The 25,369-nt window shown below is 52.8% G+C and carries 23 protein-coding genes; 13 read left to right on the forward strand and 10 right to left on the reverse strand.

Annotated features, from left to right (window positions below; genetic code table 11):
* Positions 1 to 194 precede the first annotated feature (194 nt).
* The gene (locus tag B4C79_RS04665; protein WP_291742294.1) at positions 195 to 1,181 is read right to left on the reverse strand and encodes a quinoprotein relay system zinc metallohydrolase 1; all 987 of its coding nucleotides are present in this window, start codon (positions 1,179 to 1,181) and stop codon (positions 195 to 197) included.
* Complete coding sequence (locus B4C79_RS04670) at positions 1,178 to 1,993, reverse strand: quinoprotein dehydrogenase-associated SoxYZ-like carrier (protein ID WP_369907289.1); 816 nt, start codon at positions 1,991 to 1,993, stop codon at positions 1,178 to 1,180. Before B4C79_RS04670 ends, B4C79_RS04665 begins: the two co-directional genes overlap by 4 nt.
* Before the next feature lie 102 nt (positions 1,994 to 2,095).
* On the opposite strand from B4C79_RS04670, the gene B4C79_RS04675 reads away from it, so the two are divergent.
* The 5 genes from B4C79_RS04675 to B4C79_RS04695 all read left to right on the forward strand — a co-directional run bounded on the left by B4C79_RS04675 (position 2,096) and on the right by B4C79_RS04695 (position 7,807).
* Positions 2,096 to 3,172: a substrate-binding domain-containing protein gene (locus tag B4C79_RS04675; RefSeq protein ID WP_291742291.1), complete on the forward strand. Its 1,077-nt coding sequence runs from the start codon at positions 2,096 to 2,098 to the stop codon at positions 3,170 to 3,172.
* 240 nt (positions 3,173 to 3,412) lie between these two features.
* Entirely contained in the window at positions 3,413 to 4,933 is a 1,521-nt protein-coding gene (gene adh / locus B4C79_RS04680) for an aldehyde dehydrogenase (RefSeq protein ID WP_291751786.1), read from the forward strand.
* 76 nt (positions 4,934 to 5,009) lie between these two features.
* Positions 5,010 to 5,393 (forward strand): DUF779 domain-containing protein, encoded by a 384-nt coding sequence (locus B4C79_RS04685; protein ID WP_291740950.1) that lies wholly within the window; start codon positions 5,010 to 5,012, stop codon positions 5,391 to 5,393.
* A gap of 193 nt (positions 5,394 to 5,586) precedes the next feature.
* Positions 5,587 to 6,531 (forward strand): AEC family transporter, encoded by a 945-nt coding sequence (locus B4C79_RS04690; RefSeq protein ID WP_291740949.1) that lies wholly within the window; start codon positions 5,587 to 5,589, stop codon positions 6,529 to 6,531.
* Between the two features lie 55 nt (positions 6,532 to 6,586).
* Positions 6,587 to 7,807, forward strand: coding sequence for an MFS transporter (locus B4C79_RS04695; protein WP_291740947.1), 1,221 nt, complete (start codon positions 6,587 to 6,589; stop codon positions 7,805 to 7,807).
* Between the two features lie 16 nt (positions 7,808 to 7,823).
* Here the strand turns inward: B4C79_RS04695 and B4C79_RS04700 are convergent, their stop codons facing one another.
* Entirely contained in the window at positions 7,824 to 7,979 is a 156-nt protein-coding gene (locus tag B4C79_RS04700; protein ID WP_168426918.1) for a hypothetical protein, read from the reverse strand.
* 158 nt (positions 7,980 to 8,137) lie between these two features.
* On the opposite strand from B4C79_RS04700, the gene B4C79_RS04705 reads away from it, so the two are divergent.
* Complete coding sequence (locus B4C79_RS04705) at positions 8,138 to 9,910, forward strand: pyrroloquinoline quinone-dependent dehydrogenase (protein ID WP_291740946.1); 1,773 nt, start codon at positions 8,138 to 8,140, stop codon at positions 9,908 to 9,910.
* Here B4C79_RS04705 and B4C79_RS04710 read toward each other — a convergent pair.
* From B4C79_RS04710 to B4C79_RS04725, 4 genes are read right to left on the reverse strand one after another with little or no spacing between them, the layout of a single operon-like run.
* Positions 9,903 to 10,967 carry a DUF1513 domain-containing protein gene (locus B4C79_RS04710; RefSeq protein WP_291740944.1) on the reverse strand — a complete coding sequence of 355 codons (1,065 nt, stop codon included), beginning with the start codon at positions 10,965 to 10,967 and terminating at the stop codon, positions 9,903 to 9,905. The genes B4C79_RS04705 and B4C79_RS04710 overlap by 8 nt on opposite strands.
* Positions 10,968 to 10,971: 4 nt before the next feature.
* A complete protein-coding gene (locus B4C79_RS04715; RefSeq protein WP_291751790.1) occupies positions 10,972 to 12,102 on the reverse strand; it encodes an imelysin family protein in 1,131 nt (376 codons plus the stop codon).
* Entirely contained in the window at positions 12,102 to 13,511 is a 1,410-nt protein-coding gene (locus B4C79_RS04720) for a di-heme oxidoredictase family protein (RefSeq protein ID WP_291740412.1), read from the reverse strand. The genes B4C79_RS04715 and B4C79_RS04720 overlap by 1 nt, the downstream gene beginning before the upstream one ends.
* The gene (locus tag B4C79_RS04725; RefSeq protein WP_291751793.1) at positions 13,511 to 14,680 is read right to left on the reverse strand and encodes an imelysin family protein; all 1,170 of its coding nucleotides are present in this window, start codon (positions 14,678 to 14,680) and stop codon (positions 13,511 to 13,513) included. Before B4C79_RS04725 ends, B4C79_RS04720 begins: the two co-directional genes overlap by 1 nt.
* A 134-nt stretch (positions 14,681 to 14,814) precedes the next feature.
* On the opposite strand from B4C79_RS04725, the gene hemP reads away from it, so the two are divergent.
* The 6 genes from hemP (at position 14,815) to B4C79_RS04755 (ending at position 21,346) form a co-directional block, all read left to right on the forward strand.
* Positions 14,815 to 15,000 (forward strand): hemin uptake protein HemP, encoded by a 186-nt coding sequence (hemP, locus tag B4C79_RS04730; RefSeq protein ID WP_171098065.1) that lies wholly within the window; start codon positions 14,815 to 14,817, stop codon positions 14,998 to 15,000.
* Between the two features lie 71 nt (positions 15,001 to 15,071).
* Positions 15,072 to 17,189: a TonB-dependent siderophore receptor gene (locus tag B4C79_RS04735; RefSeq protein ID WP_291742027.1), complete on the forward strand. Its 2,118-nt coding sequence runs from the start codon at positions 15,072 to 15,074 to the stop codon at positions 17,187 to 17,189.
* The gene (locus tag B4C79_RS04740) at positions 17,170 to 17,472 is read left to right on the forward strand and encodes a hypothetical protein (protein WP_291742030.1); all 303 of its coding nucleotides are present in this window, start codon (positions 17,170 to 17,172) and stop codon (positions 17,470 to 17,472) included. Before B4C79_RS04735 ends, B4C79_RS04740 begins: the two co-directional genes overlap by 20 nt.
* A gap of 9 nt (positions 17,473 to 17,481) precedes the next feature.
* Complete coding sequence (locus B4C79_RS04745; protein ID WP_291742034.1) at positions 17,482 to 19,098, forward strand: PepSY-associated TM helix domain-containing protein; 1,617 nt, start codon at positions 17,482 to 17,484, stop codon at positions 19,096 to 19,098.
* A complete protein-coding gene (locus B4C79_RS04750; RefSeq protein WP_008251360.1) occupies positions 19,089 to 19,379 on the forward strand; it encodes a DUF3325 family protein in 291 nt (96 codons plus the stop codon). The genes B4C79_RS04745 and B4C79_RS04750 overlap by 10 nt, the downstream gene beginning before the upstream one ends.
* A 56-nt stretch (positions 19,380 to 19,435) precedes the next feature.
* Positions 19,436 to 21,346, forward strand: coding sequence for a c-type cytochrome (locus B4C79_RS04755; RefSeq protein ID WP_171098057.1), 1,911 nt, complete (start codon positions 19,436 to 19,438; stop codon positions 21,344 to 21,346).
* A gap of 58 nt (positions 21,347 to 21,404) precedes the next feature.
* On the opposite strand, the gene B4C79_RS04760 is transcribed toward B4C79_RS04755, so the two are convergent.
* Positions 21,405 to 23,309, reverse strand: coding sequence for a TonB-dependent receptor family protein (locus B4C79_RS04760; RefSeq protein ID WP_291751796.1), 1,905 nt, complete (start codon positions 23,307 to 23,309; stop codon positions 21,405 to 21,407).
* A gap of 315 nt (positions 23,310 to 23,624) precedes the next feature.
* Here B4C79_RS04760 and B4C79_RS04765 point away from each other — a divergent pair, with 315 nt between their 5' ends.
* A complete protein-coding gene (locus B4C79_RS04765) occupies positions 23,625 to 24,374 on the forward strand; it encodes a hypothetical protein (RefSeq protein WP_291742018.1) in 750 nt (249 codons plus the stop codon).
* A gap of 33 nt (positions 24,375 to 24,407) precedes the next feature.
* On the opposite strand, the gene B4C79_RS04770 is transcribed toward B4C79_RS04765, so the two are convergent.
* Positions 24,408 to 24,608, reverse strand: a complete 201-nt coding sequence (locus B4C79_RS04770; protein ID WP_008251330.1) for a (2Fe-2S)-binding protein — start codon at positions 24,606 to 24,608, stop codon at positions 24,408 to 24,410.
* Positions 24,609 to 24,707: 99 nt separating this feature from the next.
* Positions 24,708 to 25,184 (reverse strand): bacterioferritin, encoded by a 477-nt coding sequence (gene bfr / locus B4C79_RS04775; RefSeq protein WP_105028468.1) that lies wholly within the window; start codon positions 25,182 to 25,184, stop codon positions 24,708 to 24,710.
* Positions 25,185 to 25,369 lie beyond the last annotated feature (185 nt).

Consider the following 25,369-nt stretch of genomic DNA (forward strand, 5'->3'; position numbering starts at 1 on the left):
ATTTCATCTAAATAAATTTTTTATTCAATAAAATCAGTGCGTTACAAAAACACCCTCATTAGAGTGATTTCATTGATCGCGATAAGAAAAAAAAGAGACAGTTTTGTGACATTGCAACAGCTCACCTGTTCAGCAACACACAAACTGTCCCTTTTTGACACACTTGGTACAGCGTTAACCCTTATACTCTCCGCTCAAAAACCGCCCAAAGCCTGCTTTTCATACAAAGGGTACAAATTGGTCACATTGCGGTAAAACTCAGCCGGGTAGGCTGCAAAGTTTCGGAATCGCTCGGGGGCACCTTTCTTCATCACATCATTCATTTCCTCGCCCATATTGGCCGCGTCGGTCAGTCGTTTGTCCAGCCAACTCAAGTAATCCAGGGTTTGGTCAATGGCCTCGGTGCCCCAACTCAAGGGGCCGTGGCTGGGCACCACCACCTTGGGCTTCATGGCTTGCAGTGTTTTCAGGCTTTCTATCCACGGTTTCAGCTGGGCATGCGGGGTGGTCACAATACGCTTGTAAAACACCAGGCCACCGGCCCACATCACTTTGCTTTCCGGGTCAAATAACACCAGGTCCGAATCGGTGTGGCCTTTCAATTCAAGGGTTTGAATTGTCTTATCGCCCAGTTTATTGAAGTTGCCCGGCAGTATGGTTTGCACGGGAAATACGCTTTCAGTGCCCTTCATCCAGTCGCCACACAAACGGTACAAGTTAGTTTCATACAAAGCCGCTTCGGCTTTGATGCCTTGCATGGTCAACTTCGTGGCGGCAAGCGCCTCTTTCGGGTAAGCCTGATTGCCCAAAAAATAATCCGGGTGAAGGTTCAGTGCCACCACCTGCTTCACTGGTTTGTTCTTGCTGACCGAGTTGATCAAGGTCCGCTGTTGCTCGCCATAAATACGCGAGGTTCCGGTGTTGATAACGTACACCCCCGAGTCGTCCATGTAAAAACCGGTGTTGATGATGTTGCAGCCATTGGCCTGAGAAAAGTCATCGTTCGCACCCGCAATCACATACCAGCCACCCGCCAGTTTGGTGGCTTTCAAACCGTAATCAAGGGTGGCTTTGTCAGGTGTTGGTTTGGCAACATTGGGCAGCTCAGCCAGCGCAGGGGCAACAAGAACAATGAACGTGGATGCGGCAAATATCGCGCGCACAGCTTTGAACAAATTCATTGGGTAACCTTTGCATCAATTCGGTTGCCGTTGTTGTCGCGCCCTACCAGGCTGATTGGGCCCACCGGTTTCTTGTCAAAATCAAACGAAAACAAAGGGTTCTCCGACACAGGCTCAAAGGGGTAAAGCTTGGCCAGTACTTGTTTGTTCTTGTCTTGCAAAATCATTTCTTCAATGTAAAAGGCGGGCACGCCGGCCACCAACCCCGTGTCCATGGGGTGCGACACCTGCACGCGCAGGCGTGCGTCATCCCGCAACTGGTTGGCATCAAACATTTTGCCAGCCACCTTGTTCAAGGTTTGTGGCCAGCTGCCATCGGCCCGTGTTGCGCCAGGCACGGTGCAACCCCCGCCAGACGCTTCAATAAAGGCATAGCCCACATGCCACACACCGTTTTCAGTCAGGGCTGCAACGCGAATGGGGCTGGCTTGCTCCAACTTGAAACGAAAATTCAGGGCAGGCTTGGCTTTCTCGGGAATGAACTCCAGCACCTTTCGAATCGGGTTTCTGTCCACCAGCACCACGATTTTTTTCACCTTACCGAGTGCGGAAGCATCGAATGACACGGGCACATTCATGGCATCTTCGGCGAACAAGGGCACCGTGACCTTGATGCGGGAATCAAACACGGTTTTTGCATCGGCATCGAAGAACTGGCCTTTCATGTCAGGCCACTGCATGGAACCCAGCGGGTCTCCGCCAGTCAAATCGCCTTTGACTGCGCCAAGTTCGGCGGGCGCTGCAAGAACCGGGCTGGCGAAGAAATTGCTCACCAGCAAGAAACCGCTCAAGAAAACCCCTAGCGGGGTCATTTTATTAATCGATTGTTTTGTACCGCTGAACATCATGATTACTTGTCTCCTGCATTTTGTAATCTGTCAGAATGCAAGCAATCGACATGCCTGTATCCGCAAATGCTCAATTTAAAAGTATCCGCCCGCTGGAAAAAAGACGATGGTCAGTTTGTTGAACTGGACCAACGCATGTTAAACACCCTTAAAACCATTGACTCGGAAGGTTCCATTTCGCTGGCCTGTAAGGCGCTGGGTATCTCTTACCGTACCTTATGGTCGCAAATCCAGCAATACAACCTCATGCTGGGTGAAGAACTGGTGGCTACGCACGGACGCGCAGGGGCATGCCTGACCCGGTTCGGTCACAAGTTGATCTGGATGGTGGAGCAAGGCAATGTGCGCGTGGCACCCGACCTGGGTACCGTGGGCGAGCAACTGAACGCCGAATGGCTGGATGTTGATCAAAACAAGCCCTGGATCAGCCTTGCGCTGAGCGACGACCTGGTGCTGCAAAACCTGTTTCAAAACACTGCGCTGTACAAAAAGCTCCAACTGTCGCTGCGCTGGTCGGGCAGCATTGCAGCGCTCTCAGCCCTGCACCGCGGTGAAGTGCGCGTGGCCGGCTGCCACTTGCCTGTTGGCCTTGAAGAACACTCCCATGTCCATCACATCATGCGGCGCTGGTTGCGCGGTTCCAACCTCAGTGTGATTGAACTGTTCGAGCGTGACATCGGCTGGATGAGTCGCCCAGCTTCCGTGCCACCAACACTGGAAGACGTGGCCCAACGGCGCGCCCTGCTGGTGAACCGAAACTCGGCTTCATCAACCCACCACCAACTGGACGCACTGATCACAAAAGCCTGCCTGAAAGCAGAAGACCTGCCTGGGTTTTTTCACGAAGAAAATTCCCATTTGGCAGTGGCTTGTACCATTGCAGCGGGACACGGTGACTTGGGCCTCGGCATTCGAGCCGCAGCTGATCACTACGGGCTGCAATTCCGGCCGGTATCCAAAGAAAGATACTTTTTGGTATTGCACAACAGCGACCTTCAATACCATGCCCTCGAAATTCTGTTGCCTTGGTTGCGCAGCGACGAAGTACTCGAACATGTAAAAAGTGCTGCGGGATACAAACCATTGAACATTGGCAGAACACAGGCACTGGAATTGTTTCTCAACGAAATTCAAGCCAACTAACCCCCCCACATTTGAGTGTGTCAAATGTGTGCAGCGCAACAATATTATGCAAATAATTGCATAATTAACTGACAGGGCCTGCTGTCCTCTCGCCTCGAGTCTGGCAACTTCATTCCCAATATCTTTTCCACAAATAGCGTGTTGCGGAAACAAACTTCCGAACACTGTCCCCATTCGACACTGGCATGCCCGTTGCGCAAAGCGCCCTACCACCATCAACACTACAAAGGAGTTAGGGATATGAATATGGTTGACGAATTAAACCTGGGCGTGGCGTTTCCGTTCAAAGCGAAATATGACAACTTCATCGGCGGCAAATGGGTCGCTCCAAAAGGCGGGCAGTACTTCGACAACGTAACACCAGTCACAGGCCAGGTGCTTTGCAAGGTTGCTCGCTCTCAAGCTGAAGACATTGAACTGGCGCTGGATGCTGCGCATGCAGCGAAAGACGCTTGGGGCAAACGCTCACCCACAGAACGCTCCATTATTCTGAACCGCATTGCCGACCGCATGGAAGAAAACCTGCGCCTGATCGCCGTGGCTGAAACACTGGACAACGGCAAACCGCTGCGTGAAACCATGGCTGCCGACATTCCGCTGGCGATTGATCACTTCCGTTATTTCGCAGCCTGTATTCGTAGCGAAGAAGGCAGCATTTGTGAAATTGACCACCAAACCTACGCCTATCATTTCAACGAACCCTTGGGTGTCGTCGGGCAAATCATTCCCTGGAACTTTCCGATTTTGATGGCGGCCTGGAAGTTGGCACCTGCATTGGCTGCCGGCAATTGTGTGGTGTTAAAGCCTGCAGAACAAACACCAGCATCGTTGCTGGTGGTGATGGATTTGATTGCTGACTTGCTGCCGCCCGGCGTGCTGAACATCGTGAATGGCTTTGGACTGGAAGCAGGCAAACCACTGGCGAGCAATCCGCGTATTTCAAAAATTGCATTCACCGGTGAAACATCCACAGGCCGACTGATCATGCAATACGCCGCACAAAACCTGATCCCTGTCACGCTGGAATTGGGCGGAAAATCACCCAATATTTTCTTCTCTGACATCATGGACGCAGACGATGCATTCTTTGACAAAACCCTCGAAGGTTTTGCCATGTTTGCATTGAACCAAGGCGAAGTATGCACGTGCCCGTCACGCGCACTGATTCAGGAGGATATTTACGATGCCTTCATCGAACGCGCCATTGAACGGGTAGGCAAAATCAAGCAAGGCAACCCGCTCGATGAAAGCACCATGATCGGCGCTCAAGCTTCCTCAGAGCAACTGGAGAAAATCCTGAGTTACATCGATCTGGGCAAACAAGAAGGCGCCAAGTGCCTCATTGGTGGCGAACAGAACAAACAAAGCGGCGACCTGGCTGGCGGCTACTATGTGAAGCCAACCGTGTTCCACGGCCATAACAAAATGCGTATTTTTCAGGAAGAAATTTTCGGCCCCGTGTTGTCGGTGACTACCTTTAAAGACGAAGCTGAAGCCCTGCAAATTGCCAACGACACGCTGTACGGTTTAGGCGCAGGGGTGTGGAGTCGTGATGGCGCGCGCGCTTTCCGAATGGGCCGTGCCATTCAGGCTGGCCGAGTGTGGACCAATTGTTACCACCTCTACCCGGCACATGCCGCCTTTGGTGGCTACAAGCAATCGGGCATTGGCCGCGAAAACCACAAAATGATGTTGCACCACTACCAGCAAACCAAAAACCTGCTGGTGAGCTATAACCCCAACGCCTTGGGCTTTTTCTAAGCGCCTTGTTTGATTTGGCTCACGCCGCTCAACTCCAAAGGGATTGGGCGGCATTTTCATTTATGTGGAGAAAAGAATGGCAAACCGAGTCAGCGCAAGCCCTCAGGCACTGGAATTGATCGCGACCTTGAGAGCTCAGCATGGTGATGTGATTTTTCATCAAAGTGGCGGTTGTTGTGATGGCAGCGCACCCATGCTGTTTCCTCGCAACGAGTTTCCCTTGGGTGGATCAGATGTCAAGCTGGGCGACATTGGTGGCGTGCCCTTTTACATGAGCAAATCCCAGTTTGCCTATTGGGAACACACGCATTTGACAATTGATGTCGTGAAAGGAAATGGCGGAATGTTCAGCCTGGAACGCCCCAGTGGCATGCGATTTCTGACCCGCTCTCGGCTGTATTCGGATGAAGAGTTTGCGGCGTTGTTGCCGGTTGAAAATGCGGATTCACGAGATTACTAAAGTCATTCAATAGTTGCATTTGCAAAGTCGCATGCCCTCCTCCGCCTGAAAGCCTGAATACGCCCGGTTTGATTCGTAGCGAGGGGCGACCTACAAGGTGTCTGCGCACTGCGCAGCCCCCAAGGGTCATCCACAATTGACCCAAAGTTCAGTAATGAAATAATACGCATCACTTCAAACGACACCTGTCAACATGACCCAAGTCAATGTGCTCTCGGAAATTCTGGGAGTCACCGCCCCTGTATTCGCGATGGTCTTCATGGGCTTGCTGTTGCGCAAGGTCAATCTCATCAACGACTCGTTCATTCAAACCGCCTCCACCCTGACCTACAAAGCCACCATGCCCACGCTGTTCTTCCTGTCCATTTGGCAGGCCGATCTGCAAAGCGCATTCAATGCCAAATTGGTCCTTTTTCTCTGTGCTGCCACAGTGCTGGGTTTTCTGGCCAGTTGGTGGTGGGCCACCCGAGCCATTCCGTACGGTCAACGTGGGGTGTTTGTTCAGGGGGCCTTCCGGGGCAATTGCGGAGTAGTCAGTTTCGCCTTGGTGGCCAGTTATTACGGCGACTACGGACTTTCGGTAGGCGGTGTGTTGGTCGGCTTTACCATTTTGTTGTTCAACGTGCTGTCTGTGTTGATTCTCTCCATTTACAGCCCCACCTTGAAATTCAGCCCTGCTGCGGTGGGTAAGGAACTGCTTAAAAACCCCCTGATTATTGCGGTGGTGCTGGGCATGTTGGCCAGCGCAATCCAGCTTTACATTCCTCAGTGGTTGTTAAAGTCGGGCGAGTACTTTGCAGGCCTTACCCTGCCTTTAGCGCTCATTTGTGTGGGTGGCACACTGTCCTTGGCTGGAGTGAAAGCATCGGGCCTGTCAGCCACGCAATCCAGCGCCATTAAAATTGCAATACTGCCCGTGCTGGCCTGCGCCGCTGCATGGGCCATGGGTATTGAAGGCCGAGACCTGATCATTCTCTGGATGTTCTTCTCAAGCCCCACCGCAGCCGCCAGCTTCGCAATGGCTGTCGCTGCCGGCGGCGACGGCAAGTTGGCCGCCAACATCATCGCGCTCACTACGCTGGTGTCCATCGTCTCCATGACGATCGGCATTTATGCACTCACCGCCCTGGGTCATTAGGCTAGCGGGTTAAACTCAAGGTCAAAAGCAAAAAACCATCCACAGGTAGCAGTACATGAACAGCCCCACCGCATGCCAAGTGACAATGACGCCCCAGCGCGAGTGGGCGTTGCTGCTGATTCTTGCCGGCATACAATTCACCCACATTCTCGACTTCATGATCATGATGCCGCTGGGGCCACAGCTCACGCAGGCTTTTGCAATTTCCGATGCAAAGTTCGGCCTGCTGGTGTCCGCCTACACTTTCGCGGCCGGTGCCTCGGGTTTGTTGGCCTCCTTGTACATTGACCGGTTTGAACGGCGCCGATTGTTGTTGATTTTGTATGTGTTGTTTGCCGTGGCCACTTTGGCCTGCGGCCTTGCGCCCACCTATGAAACGCTGATGAGCGCCAGAATCGCTGCCGGGCTTTTTGGCGGAATTTTATCGGCGATGATTCAAACCATCGTCGCTGATGTCGTTCCTTTTGCCCGAAGGGGCAAAGCCATGGGTGTCATCATGACCTCATTCTCCGTGTCTACGGTGATGGGTGTGCCTCTGGGTCTTTACGTGGCCGCCAATTCGGACTGGCACACCCCCTTCTTCGGAATTGCCGGCATCAGCTTTGTATTGGCGGTGGCCGGCTGGTACGTCATTCCGACACTGCAAGGCCATTTGCATGCGCGGGGCGAAACCGGCCCACTTCAGGGCATTGCACAGGTGCTTCGCGATTCGAATCACCTGCGTGCGTTCCTGTTTTCGTTTTGCATGATCTTCGCCGGGTTTTCAATCATTCCGTACATCACGATTTACATGCAAATCAATGCAGGGCTGACGCCTTCGGACATTCCGGTCATTTATCTGGCTGGCGGCGCGGCGACCTTGTTCAGTGCGCAAATCATCGGCAAGCTCAGCGATCGAATTGGCAAATTGAAAATGCTGCAAATCATCGCCGGTGTTGCAGTGTTGCCCATGGCATTGATTACTGTGACTGCGGGCCTGAGCATGACAGTCATTCTGGTGATCACCACGTTCTTCTTTGTGTTTGTCAGCGGAAGAATGATTCCAGGCATGGCTTTGGTCAGCGCAGCAGGCAATCCGAAAAACAGGGGCACATTCATGACCCTGAACTCGTCCATGCAATCTGCTGCCATGGGCCTTGCCGCCTTGGTGGGTGGCATGGTGATCTCGCGCAATGCAGAGGGTCTGATCGAAAACTTCTGGATATGCAGCGTGATCGCGATCTCGTTTAACTTGACCGCACTGTTGATTGCAAAGCGTCTGAAGGTCTATCAGTAAACGGCTTAATCGTGGCTTAGCTGGCCATGCGGCGAATAATCGACGACACCACCAAGCGCAAACCTTTGATCTCTTTGACTTCCAGCGGGCGCTTTTCTTTCAGGTCCTTGTCTTTGCTCAATTCTTCGAGCTTGTGTTCAATTTCTTTCAACAGCTCAAGTTGTTGCTTCATGATCATTTACCAATAGAATCGGGTACGCGAAATATACACGCAAGCGGCTGCGCATTGGATGACACTTTTGTGACAACTCCGGTGCGCCACTTTGCAACAACAGCAGTGGATTGATCCTTGCTTGTCTCTTCAGGCAATTCCAATCCAAAACGACAACCATGACGCTGCATCAAGCCCTCGCCGCCGCTTTCTCACTACTTGTTTGCACCGCCACGTTTGCCAGTTCAGGCAAAGAATGGCCGGTATTTGGCGGCAATTGGGATCATCAGCGGCACAGTCAGTCAACACAAATTACGCCTGGCAACGTCGGGCAACTGGACTTGGCCTGGGAGTTTGACACGGGTGTGTCATCCAGCTTTCAAGCCACACCCATCGTGGTGAACGGCGTCATGTTTGTGTCGCTGCCGTTTAACCATGTGGTGGCCTTGAAAGCCGACACTGGAAAATTGTTGTGGCGTTACACACACAACAGGATCAAAGACCGACCCATGTGCTGCGGCCCCGCCAATCGGGGCGTGGCCGTGAGTGATGGCAAGGTATTCATGGGCACAGTCGATTCACGCCTTCTGGCACTGGATGCACGCACTGGCCAAAAGCTTTGGGACATCGATGTTACCAAAGGCGAACAAGGTGTGCAGGAAGATGCCGCCACACTGGGGTCGCAACTGGACACGCAGGGCGGAAAACTGGAAGTGTCGGGTGCATCTGGTGCAGGCATCAACATGGCGCCCATGGTATTCGATGGCAAGGTTATTGTGGGCATTACCGGTGTGGGCTATGGCTTGCACCTGGACTCGCCCGATCCCGATGCGCCACTCGGTGCGGTGGTGGGTATTGCGGGCAACTACGGGCGCCGTGGTTTTATGGCCGCTTACGATGTTAACACCGGCGCAATGGCGTGGAAATTTGACACGGTTCCCGACCAAGGTTGGGAGGGAGAATTCACAAAGGCCACCCTTGATGGCGTGGTGTTACCGCGCAATATTGAGGAAGAAAAAGCCAAAGCAGCTCAATATCCCGATGCCTGGAAATTTGGCGGCGGATCAGCCTGGAGCACACCCGCCATTGACCGGGACAATGGCATTTTGTATTTCGGCACGGGCAACCCTTCACCGCAAATGGAAGGCTCATCGCGGCCGGGAGACAACCTGTACACCGCCTCCTTGGTGGCGCTGGATGTGCGCACCGGCAAGCTGAAATGGTTTTACCAGCAAGTGCCGCACGACATGTGGGGTTACGACGTGGCCAGCCCACCGGTGTTGTTCACCACCAGGCATGAGGGCCAGGCGGTGAAAGCTGTTGGCCAGGCAGGCAAAACTGGTTGGTTTTATGTGCACAATCGCATCACGGGTGAATTGTTGTTCAAGAGCGAGGCCTTTGTACCGCAGCACAATATGTTTACCCTGCCCACTGAACAAGGCAATGTGATTTACCCCGGTGTTATAGGCGGCTCCAACTGGTCGCCTGTTTCAGTGGATGAACAACGCCGCATGGTGTTCATCGCCGGCATTCACTGGCCGGTGAAGTATCAATTGCACGAGCTGAAAGCGAAAGGCAACAAGCCCGCACTGAGGTATTCTTCGATGTCACCAATTGAAGATGGAGAAAAATACGGTTTGCTGTCAGCCATTCACTTGGACACAGGCAAACTTGTATGGCAACACAAAGTGAATGCGCCTTTGATTGGTGGTGTACTCAGCACACAAACAGGTTTGGTTTTTTCAGGTGAAGGCAGTGGTGAGTTTTTTGCACTTGATTCAAACACGGGCAAACGTGTGTGGCAACACAACAATTCAGCGGGCGTGAATGCACCACCCATTGCCTACGAAGTGGATGAAAAACAGTTTTTGGCAGTGGCTGTGGGTGGCAACAAACTGTTTGGTTTCAAGCAGGGACAAACCATCAAGGCTTGGGCACTGCGGGTTAAATAAGCAGCCAATGATTGTCCAGCTCCAATGGCCTGCTGAACTCAACAGCTAAACTACCCAGCCACACCTGCTCTCCTTCGGCAGCCAAGGCACACGCGGCATTCGCAGCCCGTGAATGCAATAGGTTGCCTTGCATATCGAAATGCCCGGCAGAATTATTCTTGGTGCAGCTGATCACAAAGCCCTGGGGGGTGGCAACAATGTCGCCGGCGTAGCCCTTCACACCCGCCGATTCATTCACCGTGCGCAGTCCGTTTTCATCAAGCAAAGCCAGTACCGGTGCAGCATCCCGAAGGGCAGCATTGCCGTGGTGTGCCTGCATGGCAATGCCCACCACACCACTGGCGTGTACCGCCATGTGTCGCAAACTGAGTCGCGTATCACTCAAGGTCCATTGATTGAACACCTTTCCCGTTCGGGGATGCAAAGCAACCAGCGAAGAATCCATGGGCAGTTGATTCAACTGGGTTCTGCCCATGTCTGCATGCGTAGGTATTCCGCCGTTGGCCACCAACAAAAAAGGTTCATCAATGCCCAACCCACCCTTGGGCAGCACCAGCATTTCATGGGGATCTTTGCCCAGCGTGGGCCACACATCCAGCAACTCGAAGGTATGGCGGTTTCGCACGGCCAATGCACCAGTGCCGCCGAGCACATCGGTTTCTGTGGTGTAAAGCCAATCGCCATACACGGCGCTGTGTCCGTTCAAATGCCGGTCTTCTTCCTGCCAAACGCGCGAGGTTTCACCACTGCGAATATTCAGGCGCAACAACCAGTCACCGGGGCGGCGAGCGATCACCAAATACTCATCGCCCTGCAGGTGCATTAAACCGTGCGGGCGTGTGGGCAAATCGACTGCCGTGGTTACGGTATAAGAAAGCGCTGCACCTAGCCCGGCTGCGTTGAGCACACCCACCTGATAGCCCGCATTTGGAAGTTGCCAGGCTGCCAATAAACGGGCCTGACGAGTGTGGGTTGCAAGTTCGGCAGGCAGGGGCAAGGCCATGCTCAAGGCCAACGCACTGCTTTGAACCAAAAATTGCCGACGCGAATTCAACACTGGATCAATCACCATCAGAAGATGAAAACTGAATAGACACTTTCAAACCCTTGGCCACCTCGCTTTCCAAAAACCCCTTGAGCACCTTGAGTGCTTTAACTGACTGTTCAACACTGGCTGGCTTTGTGATGTCGTTGGACCGCATGGCCACAGCCACAGCACTGCTGTACTTCACCAAGGTGTCGGCCAGTTCAATTTTCCCCAAGCCGCGCAAATAAGCCTCCAGCGGGATCACTTGCGTATTGGCCTGCGGCACAGTTTGGCTAGTCACCATCAACAAATGTTCTATGCCCTGCCACTGTGCAGCCCATGCTTTTTCGGTCAAATGAAATTCTGAAAATGGCCAATGTCCTGCAGGCGCCATGTTTGCTCTGGCTTCATCCTTGTTCTTCAAGAGCGGCTTTTCCATGCGCTCCCAAGCCAGGTTGTGCGTGGCTCCAACCAACTGGTTGAAATACAATTGCATACCTGCACCCAGCGCCTGTGCGTCGTCTTGATTGGCTTGCGTTGCACTGGTTTGCCACCTTAAACCGGCCACAGTGCGTGCAATGTCGAGCACTACCTCGTGCGCGTAATTGCACTGGGGGGTGCCCGATTTGAAATCATTTTGCGTCAACAAATACTCAAGGGCAGGAAAACCTTTTGCCGGGCTTCCGATCAGGGCCATGGCTTGCGCGCCTTGCGGCTGTTTTTTGATTGCACGCTCAAGCAAGTTCAGGCGCAAAGGTCGAAAATCGATTTGGCGCACCGTGTTGTTGTCCAGCATGGGCCCCATCACCACCGCCGACAGTTCCAGCCAGGCCAGGTAGGCCTTGGCATATTGCCCCTGTAACTGTTGCATGTTGGCAGGCTGCGCTTTTCCACCCGTTTTGCAATATTGCGCCGTGGCCACACTCAACGCCTCGAGTTGATCACGCAGCACGGCAGTGTCCTTGTTGTGGTGGTGTATCGCCACACTATTCAATACCTCTGCCACCTCATAGTAAGGAAACAGCATCGTGCTTCGGTCCACGGGTTTTGCAGCCACGGCTGAATTGGCAAAATTAAGCACCACCAACAACACGAAGGCCAACACTACCCAGACCAGTCCGCGCAACAGGCCAGTTTTCAATTCATGCTGATGTTGGGGATTCATTACAAAGACTCCACGAAACGAATCAGTGCTGAACGATCTTCCGCCGAAAAATTCATGAAGCGGTTCTTGCTTTCTTCGGCTTCACCACCGTGCCAGAGAATGGCTTCTTCAACGCCATCGGCGCGGCCGTCGTGCAACAAACGCATGTGGTTGTTCACATCGGGAATCAAGCCGATTCCCCACAAAGGCGGTGTTTTCCACTGGCGGCCATTCGCTTTGAAATCGGGGCGATTGTCGGCAAGGCCTTCGCCCATGTCATGCAACAACAAATCGGTGTAGGGCCAAATTTCCTGTCCTTCCAACGCTTTGCTGCTCAAGGCCGGGAAAGGCACTTTGCCTGTGGTGTAGGAAGGGCGATGGCACACGGCGCACTGCGCTTGCTCAAACAACTTTTGACCCTTTAACACTTGCGCATCATTCACGTTGCGGCGGGCTGGTGGTGCCAACACGGCTTGATAAAACACAATCTCGTTGAACAGTTTGTCGCTCAGTTCAGGCTCGCCGTTCTCGGAACCGTTGGGTGCCTGCACACAGTCTTTCTGGGCAGGTGTGCAATTCTCGGAGGGAAACAAACTGCTGGTGATGCCGATATCGCCCAGAAAAGCGCCGCCGGTTTGATGCGCCAGGGTGGCCACATTGGCCTTCCAGCCAAAGCGGCCCAACATATTCTTTTGTGCATACGCATCCCAAACCCGGTTGGGCACACCCTTGATTGGGCCGGGCTGTGCAGCCTGCCGCTTGGCATTGTTCAAAACATCCTTTTCCTCAATGGCTTCCAGCAAGCCCAGGCCAATCACCTGTGGCGCAATTCGAGGGCTCACCATCACTTGGGGGTGCATGGGGCCATAGCCCAAATCAGAGAAAGAATAGCTCGGCTTTTTCAACACATAGGGTGTGCCATCCGGGTACTTGCCACGTAACTCTGTAATTTGAATGTGCACCTTGCCTTCTGGCTTCACGCCCGCAATGGCAGCGTTGTTGAACTGATCGCCATACACAGGGTCGGGCACAACACCATGTTTGGAATCGTTACCGGGAATGGACAGGCGGAACAAAAGGTCCACCGGTTGCTCAGTGCTCAGTCGATCCAGAATTTCGGGCGGCTTTCCTCGACCGTCCTGTATGTGGCAACCACCGCAGGAACGTGCAATGAAATGCGGACCCAGTCCGTCACGCGCAGTGGTCGATGCAGGGGCCTGTACCCAGTTGCGTTTGAAAAATGAATTGCCAATGGCAAATCGCGTTCGTTCTTCATCGGGCAAATTGGCGGCGGGAAATGAAAAGGCATTTCGGCCATCGGCAAACACGGTGACGTCCCCTGCGGTGCGGGCAGTCATTCCTTCAACTGCGGCCCATGCCGCCCCGGCAAGCAACAGGGTTCCCCCTGCCAAACAAACAGCTACTTTCATCAGGGCAAGGTCAGGGTAAGTTGAGTAATGCCGATTGCATTGGCCGATTCAACCAGCAAAGTGCTTTGCTCAACCAGGCTATCCACGGTGGCTTTCACGCGTTTGGGCCCAGGTGCGTTTGCACCACCAATAATTTCCCGGTCAAAGGGTGCTTGGATGGCACTTGCGGCTTTCACTGAATTCTGGATTTGCTGCGTGGTTTTCTTCGCAACTTCCGGTGCACGTGCCCCCACCAACTCGGCCAGAGAAGGTACTTTCAACACGGCCCCATCGGCCTGTTTGTAAGTGCCAGTCCACACATTCAAAATACCTTGCGCATTGGTCACTGCATCGCGGTGTGTGTTGTCTGAAAAACAGGAGTGCTCATCCTCTTGATCCTGACTGAACAAGGCCACTTCAAGGCGTTCACCAGCGAGCTCGCCGCGCGAGAGTGAACCCAAACCCACCAGAATTTTGCGAATGGATTCCTTGCCGCCCTTCTCAAAACTCGCGCGGAAATTGTCAGTTCTCTTGGGGGCCCAGGCCGATTGCACTGTTTCAAGATCATGGATCAACAAGGCGGTTATTTCGCGCAAATAAGCAGCGCGGCGTTCTGCATTCTGGCCTTTGCCTTTCACGTAATCGGTGTAAGGCCGATTGCCGGGGCCATTCTCATTCAAATCCTGACCCCACAGCAAAAACTCAATGGCGTGCCAACCGGTGGCAATGTTTTCTTCACCACCCCGCTCATTTTCTTCGATCAAGGCATCGCGGGTAATCTTGAATTTTGGATTGTTGATAAAACCACTGCGTGCATTGCCTTGCACATAGTCCACATACGACTCATCCATTGGCCAGGCATTGATCTGCCCTTCTGGCCCGTTTTCATCGTCGATCGGGCCACCATAAAAACGGAAAGCCTCTGTTTGCCCGTAAAACTCGCGGGCATTCAACCATGCTTTTTTTGCTGCATCCAGGCCAGCCTGGGAAGGCGCTTTCAAAAATGCATCAATGGCTGCCTGCATTTTCTGGGCTGCATTCACTGAATCGGTGTAATTGGCATACACCAATTGCCCATAACCCTTCACCACATCTTGATCGGTAGGGGCCGCCACGGCCACATTGCAAAATGCCAAAGCTAAACCGACAACCATCGCCTTGTGTTTGGCGTTGAACCACGAGTACGTCATAAGGACCTGAAACCTTTGAATCAATCAAAAACAGCCTATATGTTAATCTTAATGAGAATGATTTGCAATTAATAAGAACATCCGTTACACTTCGACTCATTCAACGCAGGCAATCTACTTTATTCCGGGCCACCATGAATTCCCTATCTACGCTGAAAACTGGCACTCCCCCCGCAAGCCACACTGAGCCAGCGGCCGCAGCGCCTTTGAATACAAAAACCCTGTTTCCACAAGGCAGCCGCGAACGGACCATTGTTCATGACAACACAGAGTATCGCTTGCGAATTACCGCCCAAGGCAAGCTGATTTTGACCAAATAATCTTCTCTCACCCTCAAACCGCAAGCCAGCAAAAAACAAATAGCCAGCCAGCGTTTTTTTCAAACCGCATCATGAATCCGAAAAAAATTCTGCCTTGCGCCATCAGCGCAATCACCCTGTTTTGGCCCCAACTATCAAACGCTCAAGAAGCTGCCACCCTGCCCGCTGTCAAAGTAGAGGGGCAGGTACAAACCGAACCAAGCCCTTCAGCGCCAGTGGACGGGTACAAAGCCAACAGCACATTTTCTGCCACCAAGACCGGGACACCCGTTGTTGAAACCCAGCAATCCATTTCGGTGATTACACGCGACCGCATTGAAGATCAGGGTGCACTGACCCTGCAAGACGCGCTCGGCTACACCGCAGGCGTAAGTGCTGGCTCTTATGGCTTTGACAATCGCGGCGACTGGGCTTTTATCCGCGGCACTTCGTTTGTGCAGTACCAAGATGGTTTGAAACAGCTTTTTGGTTTTTACAACAATGTACGCCCCGACCCGTTTACCCTGGAACGCGTTGAAGTGGTGAAAGGCCCTTCATCTGTGCTGTATGGCCAGGGTGGTTTTGGCGGCCTGGTGAATATGGTCAGCAAGCGCCCACAACGCGAACAGGCTGGTGAAGTGGGGGTGCAGCTGGGCGAATACGGCCGCAAACAATTGGCACTCGACTTGACCGGCCCACTGAATGAGGACGGCACCCTGCTGTACCGAATGATCGCACTGACCCGCGACAGTGACACCCAAGTGAACTTTGTGCCGGATGATCGAGACCTGTTCGCACCCGCCATTACCTGGAGGCCCAACGCCGACACCAGCCTGACTGCGTATTTGAATGTGCAACGGGATGTGTCGGGTTCATCCGTCGGCTTTTTCCCGATCATCGGCACCCGCTTTGAAGGGCCGAATGGCCGCATTCCAACTGACACATTCATCAGCGAGCCAGGCTTCGACTTGTACCTGGCCAAGCAAACCTCGTATGGGCTGGAGTTTGATCATCGCTTGAACGATGTGTTCACATTCAGCCAGAAAGTGAAACAAAGCGACAGTGCGGTGTCGTATAACTCGATTTACTCGGCATTCACACCTCGAATCAATGCAGATGGACGAACCATCAACCGCGTGGCCATTTCGCAATACAACGTGGCTGACAGCCTCACCTCTGACTCACAACTAACTGCCAAATGGAATTTTGGCGAGTTCGAGAACACCAGCATTGTCGGGTTTGATTACCAGCGAGTTGCCTTGGGCGGCGCGCGTGGTGCAGGCGGCAGTGCTGCCGCGATCGATTATCTCAATCCGGTGTATGGTAACTTCACTGCGCCTGTACTGGCAGACATTGCAGGCACACTGCAAACTCAAACCGGTATTTACGCTCAACACCAGGTGAAGTACGCCAAGCGCTGGCTTTCTACCGTGGGTATTCGTCGCGATTGGGCCAAATCCGAAACCGACAACGCACCAGCCTCCAACCTGGATACATCCACAAACACCTACAAGGCCAGCCTGGGATACATCACCGATTTCGGAGTGATGCCTTATTACAGCTATTCGGAATCCTTTCTGCCAATTGGTGGCCTGGACTTCTTTGGCAATCCGTTCAAGCCACAACAAGCTGAACAACAGGAAATGGGTGTGAAATATGAAACACCGGATGGCAAGTCGCTTTTCACTGCTGCCGTTTATGAAATCAAGGAGAACAACCGCCGCGTCGCTGATCCTGTTGTAGCCAACAATCAGATTCAGGTTGGCGAAGCGGAAAGCAAAGGTGTTGAACTGGAAGCCAACCACCGCCTAAGCCACACTGTGGACATTCTGGCGGCCTATGCCTACACCAGCGCCAAAGTAACCCGCCATTCCACGCCCAACAGTCAAGGCAAAAGATTGGCCACAGTGCCCAAACAAACCCTCAGCCTGTGGGGACGCCAGAAGTTTTCCATGCTCGGCTTACCCGGCTGGCAATGGGGTGCAGGCTTGCGATTCATTGACGAATCCTGGGACGGCGTAGACAACGTGCGTACACCCAGTGTGACGCTGCTGGACGCCATGCTCTCGTATGAAACTGGCGATTGGCGCTACGCAGTGAATGCGACCAATCTGGCCAATCGGGAGTATGTGTCCACTTGCCTGTCTCGTGGCGACTGTTTCTATGGTGTCGAACGCAATGTGGTGTTCAGTGCAAACTACCGTTTCTAAAACACATTGGCTCAAAATCGGCAGTCGGCAAATTGTTTGCCTGCTGCTGGCTTTTCCAGCAGGGTTGGCCTTGGCCAACCTGTTTGCAGCGGCCTTGGCCATTTTGCTGTTTAAAGCTGGCATGGAACAAAGCGAAGCCATGACCCTGAGCCTGCTGGTGGCCTACCTTGCCATGCCCTGCTGGGTGCTGTGGATTTACTGCACAGCCAGCCTGGCCTGGCTAAGTGCCAAAGGGCTGCTGTTTGGTTTGCTGTGTGCAATCGTGATTTATTTTCCTTGGTAAACCCTGGCCGTGAGTAAGCAGAAAGCACCTTCCGTTCGTCAACACATGGCTTGGTTTCACACCTGGTTTGGGCTGTTCATCGGCTTTCTGCTGTTTGCGGTGTTCTGGATGGGTACCCTCACCGTGTTCGACAAAGAGTTTGACCGATGGATGCACCCGGAAAGCCGCAGCATTGCCGGTGAATGTTGCGCACTGAGCCCAAAGCAACTTGAAACAGTGTTGCTGAAGGCCCATGAACTGGCGCCCGGATCCGACAACATTCGATTGCGCTTGCCCACCGAGCGAACGCCCATGACGCTGATTCGGATCGTGGAGCCCGACCGAACCTTGAAAGCCTATTTCATGGATCCAGACACAGGCAAAGTGGTCTCCAATGAACACACGTTGGGTGGCAGCGGTTTCTTTTTTCCCTTCCACTACAAATTCAATATTGCCTGGAATAACGTGGGGTATTTTTTGTTGGGAATTGCCGGCCTGGCCATGATGGCGCTGTTGATCAGCGGCATTGTCATTCACCGAAAACTGCTGGCTGAGTTCTTTTTGTTTCGCCCCAACAAGCACACCGTGCGCAGTTTGCTCGACTTGCACAATCTGAGCAGCGTGGTGGCATTGCCCTTTCACTTCCTCATCACTTTCACCGGTTTGCTGATATTTTTTTCCATCTATTTTCCTTGGGCCACACTGGCCGCATTTGATGGTGACAAAGCCGCCTCGCAGAAAGCCATGAGTGGTTTTTTGAACATGCCCCCCAGTGGTTTTGTTGAAGACGCCGAGCAACAACTCGCTGCACTGAAAAGCGTACCGGCTTTGGTTCAAGCGCGGGAAATTGCCTGGAGCCAAGCCCTGGGTGAAACCGCGCGTGCTGATTCAATCAATATTCGAAACTTGGGTGACAGCAACGCCACACTTGAAATTCGCCGGGTGTTTCCCGAGCGCAGCATCAGCATGAGCACACATGCTGACACCATGCTGTTGCACACCGGTGAACTGCTGCATGCACACGAGCCCAAACCCATCAAGGGCTTCACGCACTGGATCAACGGCCTGCACTTCATTCAGTTTGACCACACTGCACTTCGAGTGCTGTACGTGGTGGGTGGCTTGTTGGGTTGCGTCATGATTCACACTGGTTTTTTGTTTTGGCTCGAGTCTCGCCGTGTTCAACACCACAAGAAAAAACTACCAGGCTTCACAGTGGTTCAAGCCCTGACCGTGGGCGGTACCATCGGTATGTTGATTGCCACTGCCGCGTATCTTGTGGCAAATCAGCTTCTTCCCAACCAACTTCCTAACCGCGCAACCACCGAAACATGGGTGTTTTATGGCGTGTGGGTGCTCACGATAATCTGGGCTTTTGTCAACGCCGTCCGATTCAAACGGCTGGAAAACCAGACAGCCGCGCACCGCAGCAGCCAGTGGTTTCAACCCACGGTTGTGTTCACAGCCCTGTGTGCGCTGGCTTGGCTGCTCAATCAAATCAACACAGGTGGCATGTTCGCAGCCGCCCTTGATCAAGGGGACATGAATTCACTGGCCATCGACATGGGTTTGCTTCTCATGGTTGCAATGGGCACATACACCGCTTGCAAAATAGTCACTCCCAACGAGGCTTTTGAATGCACCTAACCCTACAAGTTGCGCTGGCTTTTTCGCTTCTGTTTTCAGGTTTGCTGTTGATCGCACTTTCACAACAGGCGCATTTTCGTCATCGCCGTTGGGCTGGACGTTGTAATGCGATTGGCTTACGTTCAGTGGGGGCACGCCGCACCGCTGGCCTGCTCGCCTTGCTGCTAAGCGCAATCACACTCAGCTTCATGCAAGGAATAGCTTTTGGATTGGTGGTGTGGGTCATGGCAACGGCGGCACTGGCCGTTGTTTTGGCATGGGTGCTCGCCCGGTCAAGTTAAGCGGTCGCTTGTGTTGTAGGCGTATAATTGCCCCACATTCAACACGAGCTGTAGTCATGACCACCCGTTTTGCCACCACCGCCCTCTTGCTGCTGGCCAGCTTTGCAACAAACGCACAAAGCAATACAACACCCACCACAGTCGACATGGCCAACCGTGTTCAGGCTTGTGTGGCCTGTCATGGTGCCGAGGGCCGGGCCAGCGCCGAAGGTTATTACCCGCGCATTGCCGGCAAACCGGAAGGCTACCTGTACAACCAGCTGATCGCATTTCGCGATGGTGGCCGCCAACATGCCGCCATGAACGGCATTGTGCAACATCTGTCGAATGATTATTTGCAGCAAATGGCGAGATACTTTGCTGCGCAAAATCCACCCTACCCTGCACCCGTAAAAAGTACAGCCTCAGCCGCAGAACTTGAGCAAGGCAAACGTTTGGTATTCGACGGTGTTGCATCAAAAAAAATTCCCGCCTGCGCGGCCTGCCACGGACAAGCACTGACCGGAGTTGAGCCCTATACACCAGGCTTGCTGGGTTTGCCACGCGATTACCTGAACGCGCAACTGGGCAAATGGCGCAACGGGCAGCGCCAAGCCGCCGACCCCGATTGCATGCACGCACTGGTGAAAGCACTCAGCCCCGAGCAATTGAATACAGCAACAGCTTATTTGGCCGCACAGCCAGTACCTGAAAACCCAAAAGCCGCACCGGCCAACAGTATTCAGTTTCCTTTGAAATGCGGCACACACACCACCACAGCAGTGCCCGGTAACAACAATGTATCGCCAGAGCCGATCGCATTGAATGTGCTGTCAGCGCAAGAAAAACGCGGCGCCTATTTGGCGCGTTTGGGCAATTGTGCCGGTTGTCACACAGCCAATCCCAAAAAGCCTTATGCTGGTGGCCGCGCCATCGAAACACCTTTCGGCAAAATTTACAGCACCAACTTAACCCCCAATGCCGAGCACGGATTGGGCAGCTGGACTGCAGATGATTTTTACAAAGCCATGCACAGTGGTGTCTCGAAAAATGGCGACTACCTTTACCCGGCATTTCCCTACACCGACTACACCAAAATGAGCCGGGCTGAAGTCGATGACTTATTCGCTTACTTAAAGCGCCTGCCCGCGATTGCTCAAAAAACACCCAAGCCTTCCTTGCAGTTTCCCTTCAACCAGCGCCCACTTCTGGCCGTGTGGCGAGCACTGTACTTTACTGAGGGCGAATTCAAACCTGATACCACGCAAACAGCACTGTGGAATCGAGGGGCCTACCTGATCAACGGCCCAGGACATTGCGCGGCTTGCCACACACCACGGAACACTTTGGGTGGATTGAAAGACAAACTGAATTTAAGCGGTGCCACCATTCCGGTACTGGACTGGTTTGCACCAGCGCTGAACAATCACTCCCTGCACGGTCTGGGCAAATGGAGTGAAAGCGACATTGCCCAGTACTTGCAAAGCGGAGTTAACCGGCATGCCGCAACATACGGCCCCATGGCCGAAGTGGTGGCGCACAGTCTGCAATTTGCCACGGCCGCCGATATACAAGCCATGGCGGTGTACCTTAAAAGCCTGCCGGCACAAGCCCCTTCAGAAAAAGAATCGACAGGCCTTGGGCAACGTACCTTGCTGCCACTGATGCAGCGGGGCGAAAACATTTACACCAACACCTGCGCGGAATGTCATGGCAAGCAAGGAGAAGGGAAAGCCAATCAGTTCCCGGCCTTGGCGGGCAATGTCAATGTGATTGCGCCCAACCCGGTCAATGCCATTCGCATGGTGCTCAACGGCGGGTTTTCACCCAGCACACAAGCTGCGCCCTACCCACATGGCATGCCACCTTATCGTGTAGAACTGAGCAACAACGACATTGCAGCGGTGGTCACTTACATTCGCCGAAGCTGGGGCAACACGGCCAGTGGTGTTGCGTCTGTCGAAGTGGACAAACAACGCGGCCAGTAATAAAAAAAGCCGGTGACGAATTGCTTCCCCACCGGCTTTTGGACCTTGCATCAAGCGATTAGAAATCAAGCTGCATTTCTACCAGCAACATACGCCCAGGTGCGGGTACGCGACCGGTTGTGCTTACGTCCACACCCCGGAAGAAGTACTGTTCGTCAAACAGGTTATTGATCCCAAAACCAAGATTCATGTTTTTGCCTTGCCCAATCGGGAAATCACGCCCCACGCGCATGTTCACCAAAGTGTAGGCGGGCAATTCACCAGCACTGCCGTTGGCAGTTTCAACCTGTGTGTTGGCTGAATCACTGAAGCTTTCAGAAACATACAGGGCATTTGCGTTGGCCGTCCAATTGCCAAACTTGTACACCGCATCCAACCCCAAATGGTGCGTGGGTGCATTGCGAAGTTCCTTGCCTTGATCAGCGCCCGACAATTGCTCCGTATCCAGATAGGTATAACTCATTCCCAGTTCAGTTTGGCTGTTCAGGTTCCAGCGACCTTCCAGCTCAACGCCTTCTTGGCGTGTTTCCCCCAGGTTGCGGAATGCGCCTGTATCGAAAACGATCTGGTCTTTGTAATCCACCCGGAACAGCGTTGCCGCAATATTGGCTTGCGGGTTGATCTGCCAGCGTGAACCGATTTCGTAGTTCTCGGCGGTTTCATTGCCCACATCACCACCGCGCGTCACCTGTGCCGTTTGCACCGGCACCAATGAACGCTGCGCATTGGTAAATACGAACACATCTTTCGTGGCCTGGTAACCCACAGTCAAGCCAGGCAACCATTCATCGGGATTGTTCTGAAACTCGGTACCGGTATTCAAATCACGGTAGCGGGTTTCAACATCTTCATAACGAATGCCCGGCGTTACTTTCAAACGATCGTCCATCAATGCAATGGTGTCGCTGACGTAGTAAGCCATCGCCTTGGTGGTAAAGTCCCAGCGGCGGAACGGATTCACTGCCCCTGTTGCAAGCGTGGTGCGGCTTACATCAAAGCGCACATCTTCTTCAACAAAACGCGCACCTGCAATCACTGTGTGGTTGGCTATCTGCTTGGTGAACCTTGGTTCCGTGCCATGCACACTGAACACGCGTGGGGAATCGAGAACAAACGCTGGCGTTTGTGCTGGGTCATCCGAGAAAGTGGCTGACTGGCTGAAGAAGAACGTGCGATTTGCTTGGTGCGCAAAATTGCGCCATGTCAGCTTGAAATCGTCGGAAAACGAATGATTCCAGGTAAAAGTGCCGCGCCACATGTCTGCGTCGTACGCATCAAAAGGCTTTTGCGACTGGTTTGGGTTTTGATCATAGGCAGCTGGGCTTAAGGCACCAGGCAATTCAGCCTTCACTTCGTAATACTGCAACTGCGCTTTGAAATCGTTGTTGGGGTTCAGGTAGTACTCGCCATCCACAATGAAGTTACGCACTTCGGTGTCTGAACGATCACGCTGGCCCTTGCCATCCACAATGTTGGCCTGAAATTGCAAGCCAAGGTCTTCACGCACAAAACCACCAATTCGGTAGTAAGTGTCGGTCAGCATGTTGCCAGTTTCTTCGGAAATTTGAAGGCGCTCGCGGAAGGTCTGGCTGGTTTTCGTGGGAATGGGCTTGGTCACCAAATTCAGCACACCGCCCACGTTGTTCGGCCCGTAATGCACGGCAGCACCACCCCGCACCAAATCTACAGCTTCAAGGCTGGGCAATGTAACGGGAAATAGCGACAGGCCCACGTTGGTGTAAGGGCCAATGGCAATCGGGTAACCATCCACCAAAATTTGCAAACGTTCGCTGCGCAAAGGGTTCAAACCACGCACACCAATGTTGGGCAAAATTCCGGTGCCGGTTTCGTCCAGTACTTGAACACCCGGCACACGGCGCAAGGCATCTTCCAGGTTCAAAGCACCACGTTCCTCAAGATCTTCTTTCTCAAGCACCGTGCGCGCACCTGTGTAGGCTTTCACACTTTCCTCGGTGGGTGGACCCAACCAGTCGGATTGGACAGTGACGGGTGCCAGGGTCTGTGCTACTGAAACCCCGCTAAAAGACAAGCAAGCGAGAGCAACCGCCCTCGCGAGACAATCAACCGGTGCGAGTTTGAAATTGATGGAATATTTGCTGTGGACAGGATTAAACATGACTATCTTTAGTTATTGATAATTGTTTCTATTATCATTAAATTTTGCATGTAAAAATAACCACTGCCATCAAAACGCGTTAAATATTGAACCCTTCTCTCCAATAAAGTTACACAATCAATTCAACTGCGGTCGATCAACATGGAAGCATCGTCTTCATTTCCCCTTATTTCCTCTTCGCTTTGTCACTCTCCCGATCGCACTCAAAATTTGCTGCTGAACCCCCTCATTACAACTGCCCTTGAAAGCGCGCTGCCCGGCATCGATGCAAACAAGCTAATTCACGCTCTGGACACCCTGCTGGGCGGTCGCGGTAACTACACTTTGGTGGGTAGCGCCAGCATGCACCTTCATGCACTTGAACACCCCAACGCCACGTGTGCATTGCCAATGCCTCATGATCTAGATGTGGTTGTCAATGACACTGCGATTCGTCGCGTAGAGCTTGCGAACACAGAAACACTGGGCGGACTGAATTTGAAACGCGACGCGAATTTTGCGCATGTGTTGCACATGCCGCGCGACAATGCGCCCGACCTGAAAATTGACATTGTCCATTCCAGCACCCCGGGTTTTCTGAAGTACCAATTCAATCCGCATACCATTCATGGCCTGCAGACAGGAATGTTGGCGGACTGCCTGGCCGATTACAAAGCCAGACGAACCGACCAGGAGTTTGTAGAACAATGTGGAGGACAAACACAGGCCAACGCTAAGGTTCAACCATGGCTGGATTATTTCGACAAGTGTCGCCACGACGCAGGCACTGTGTTGCCTCGGAATATTGCGAAAAGAAGATTGGCGGAGTTACCGGGCTCAAGCCCTGAACAAGGCCCGGATGGCCCCAGCGTGAGCAGACCAGCCGCAAGAATACTGAAATTTGGATTGTAGGCAGGGGAGCCAGGTGCTCCACCAAGTGCTTTGCTAAACTGTTTGCTGGCTCATTTCACTGACTTGAATCAGCGTGTTGTGCGCATCAATTTCACTTTGGCAGTGCATGCGGCACTGGCCGCAGCCCGAACATGCACCCGTTTTCATGGTGATGTCGTCCACTGAACCACAACCGCTTCGCACGGCTTCAGAAATGGTACGGTCGCTTACGTTGGCACAAATGCAGACGATCACGGTTGACCTCAAATTGCGTTGAACTTGAAAGTAATAATAATGATTCGCATTACTACAATCAAGTATTTTTTCAACACAATTCGAAAATCGTTAGAACATTTACTCTGAAACACCCATCATGGATTGCTCGTAATTCTGCAAACCTACCCTGTCAATCAGGCTCAGCTGGGTTTCCAGCCAATCGATGTGTTCTTCGGTGTCTTCCAGAATTTCTTTCAGAATGTCGCGAGAAACATAATCGCGCTCGTCTTCCGACGCCTTGATGCCATCTTTGATCGTCACTTGGGCTGCACTTTCCATTTTCAAGTCGCTTTCCAGAATCTCGCGTGTATTTTCGCCAATCATCAACTTGCCCAGGTCTTGCAGATTGGGCAGGCCATCCAGCATCAGCACGCGTTCAATCAGCAAATCGGCGTGCTTCATTTCACCGATGGATTCCTCATATTCCTTTTTCTTCAGTACATCCAGGCCCCAATTGCCGAAAATGCGCGAATGCAGGAAATACTGGTTAATCGCAGTCAATTCATTCTTCAATTGCGCATTCAGTGCCGCAATTACTTTGCTCGAACCTTTCATTGTTCCTCTCCCTTGCATTCAAAAATCAACTCAAGTCACAGTGTACAACGCGGGCCAAGGCAGCCGAAACCCTTTTCTGGTGCGCTTCTTAAAAAAGTACTTGCCAAAATCGAAAAGCCAAATAATAATGAGAACACTTCTCGTTTCTATCTTTCCGAGTGAGATTGTCGTGGGCCTACCGATCA

Origin of the sequence: Limnobacter sp. UBA7229, from assembly GCF_002473065.1 — a bacterium.
In the GTDB taxonomy this organism is placed as follows: domain Bacteria; phylum Pseudomonadota; class Gammaproteobacteria; order Burkholderiales; family Burkholderiaceae_B; genus Limnobacter; species Limnobacter profundi.

Excerpts from the sequence above, each read along its gene's own strand:
- B4C79_RS04665 (WP_291742294.1), bottom strand. The coding sequence starts at position 1,181 with ATGAATTTGTTCAAAGCTGTGCGCGCGATATTTGCCGCATCCACGTTC.
- B4C79_RS04670 (WP_369907289.1), bottom strand. The coding sequence starts at position 1,993 with ATGACCCCGCTAGGGGTTTTCTTGAGCGGTTTCTTGCTGGTGAGCAAT.
- B4C79_RS04675 (WP_291742291.1), top strand. The coding sequence starts at position 2,096 with ATGCTCAATTTAAAAGTATCCGCCCGCTGGAAAAAAGACGATGGTCAG.
- adh (WP_291751786.1), top strand. The coding sequence starts at position 3,413 with ATGAATATGGTTGACGAATTAAACCTGGGCGTGGCGTTTCCGTTCAAA.
- B4C79_RS04685 (WP_291740950.1), top strand. The coding sequence starts at position 5,010 with ATGGCAAACCGAGTCAGCGCAAGCCCTCAGGCACTGGAATTGATCGCG.
- B4C79_RS04690 (WP_291740949.1), top strand. The coding sequence starts at position 5,587 with ATGACCCAAGTCAATGTGCTCTCGGAAATTCTGGGAGTCACCGCCCCT.
- B4C79_RS04695 (WP_291740947.1), top strand. The coding sequence starts at position 6,587 with ATGAACAGCCCCACCGCATGCCAAGTGACAATGACGCCCCAGCGCGAG.
- B4C79_RS04700 (WP_168426918.1), bottom strand. The coding sequence starts at position 7,979 with ATGAAGCAACAACTTGAGCTGTTGAAAGAAATTGAACACAAGCTCGAA.
- B4C79_RS04705 (WP_291740946.1), top strand. The coding sequence starts at position 8,138 with ATGACGCTGCATCAAGCCCTCGCCGCCGCTTTCTCACTACTTGTTTGC.
- B4C79_RS04715 (WP_291751790.1), bottom strand. The coding sequence starts at position 12,102 with ATGAATCCCCAACATCAGCATGAATTGAAAACTGGCCTGTTGCGCGGA.
- B4C79_RS04720 (WP_291740412.1), bottom strand. The coding sequence starts at position 13,511 with ATGAAAGTAGCTGTTTGTTTGGCAGGGGGAACCCTGTTGCTTGCCGGG.
- B4C79_RS04725 (WP_291751793.1), bottom strand. The coding sequence starts at position 14,680 with ATGACGTACTCGTGGTTCAACGCCAAACACAAGGCGATGGTTGTCGGT.
- hemP (WP_171098065.1), top strand. The coding sequence starts at position 14,815 with ATGAATTCCCTATCTACGCTGAAAACTGGCACTCCCCCCGCAAGCCAC.
- B4C79_RS04735 (WP_291742027.1), top strand. The coding sequence starts at position 15,072 with ATGAATCCGAAAAAAATTCTGCCTTGCGCCATCAGCGCAATCACCCTG.
- B4C79_RS04750 (WP_008251360.1), top strand. The coding sequence starts at position 19,089 with ATGCACCTAACCCTACAAGTTGCGCTGGCTTTTTCGCTTCTGTTTTCA.
- B4C79_RS04755 (WP_171098057.1), top strand. The coding sequence starts at position 19,436 with ATGACCACCCGTTTTGCCACCACCGCCCTCTTGCTGCTGGCCAGCTTT.
- B4C79_RS04765 (WP_291742018.1), top strand. The coding sequence starts at position 23,625 with ATGGAAGCATCGTCTTCATTTCCCCTTATTTCCTCTTCGCTTTGTCAC.
- bfr (WP_105028468.1), bottom strand. The coding sequence starts at position 25,184 with ATGAAAGGTTCGAGCAAAGTAATTGCGGCACTGAATGCGCAATTGAAG.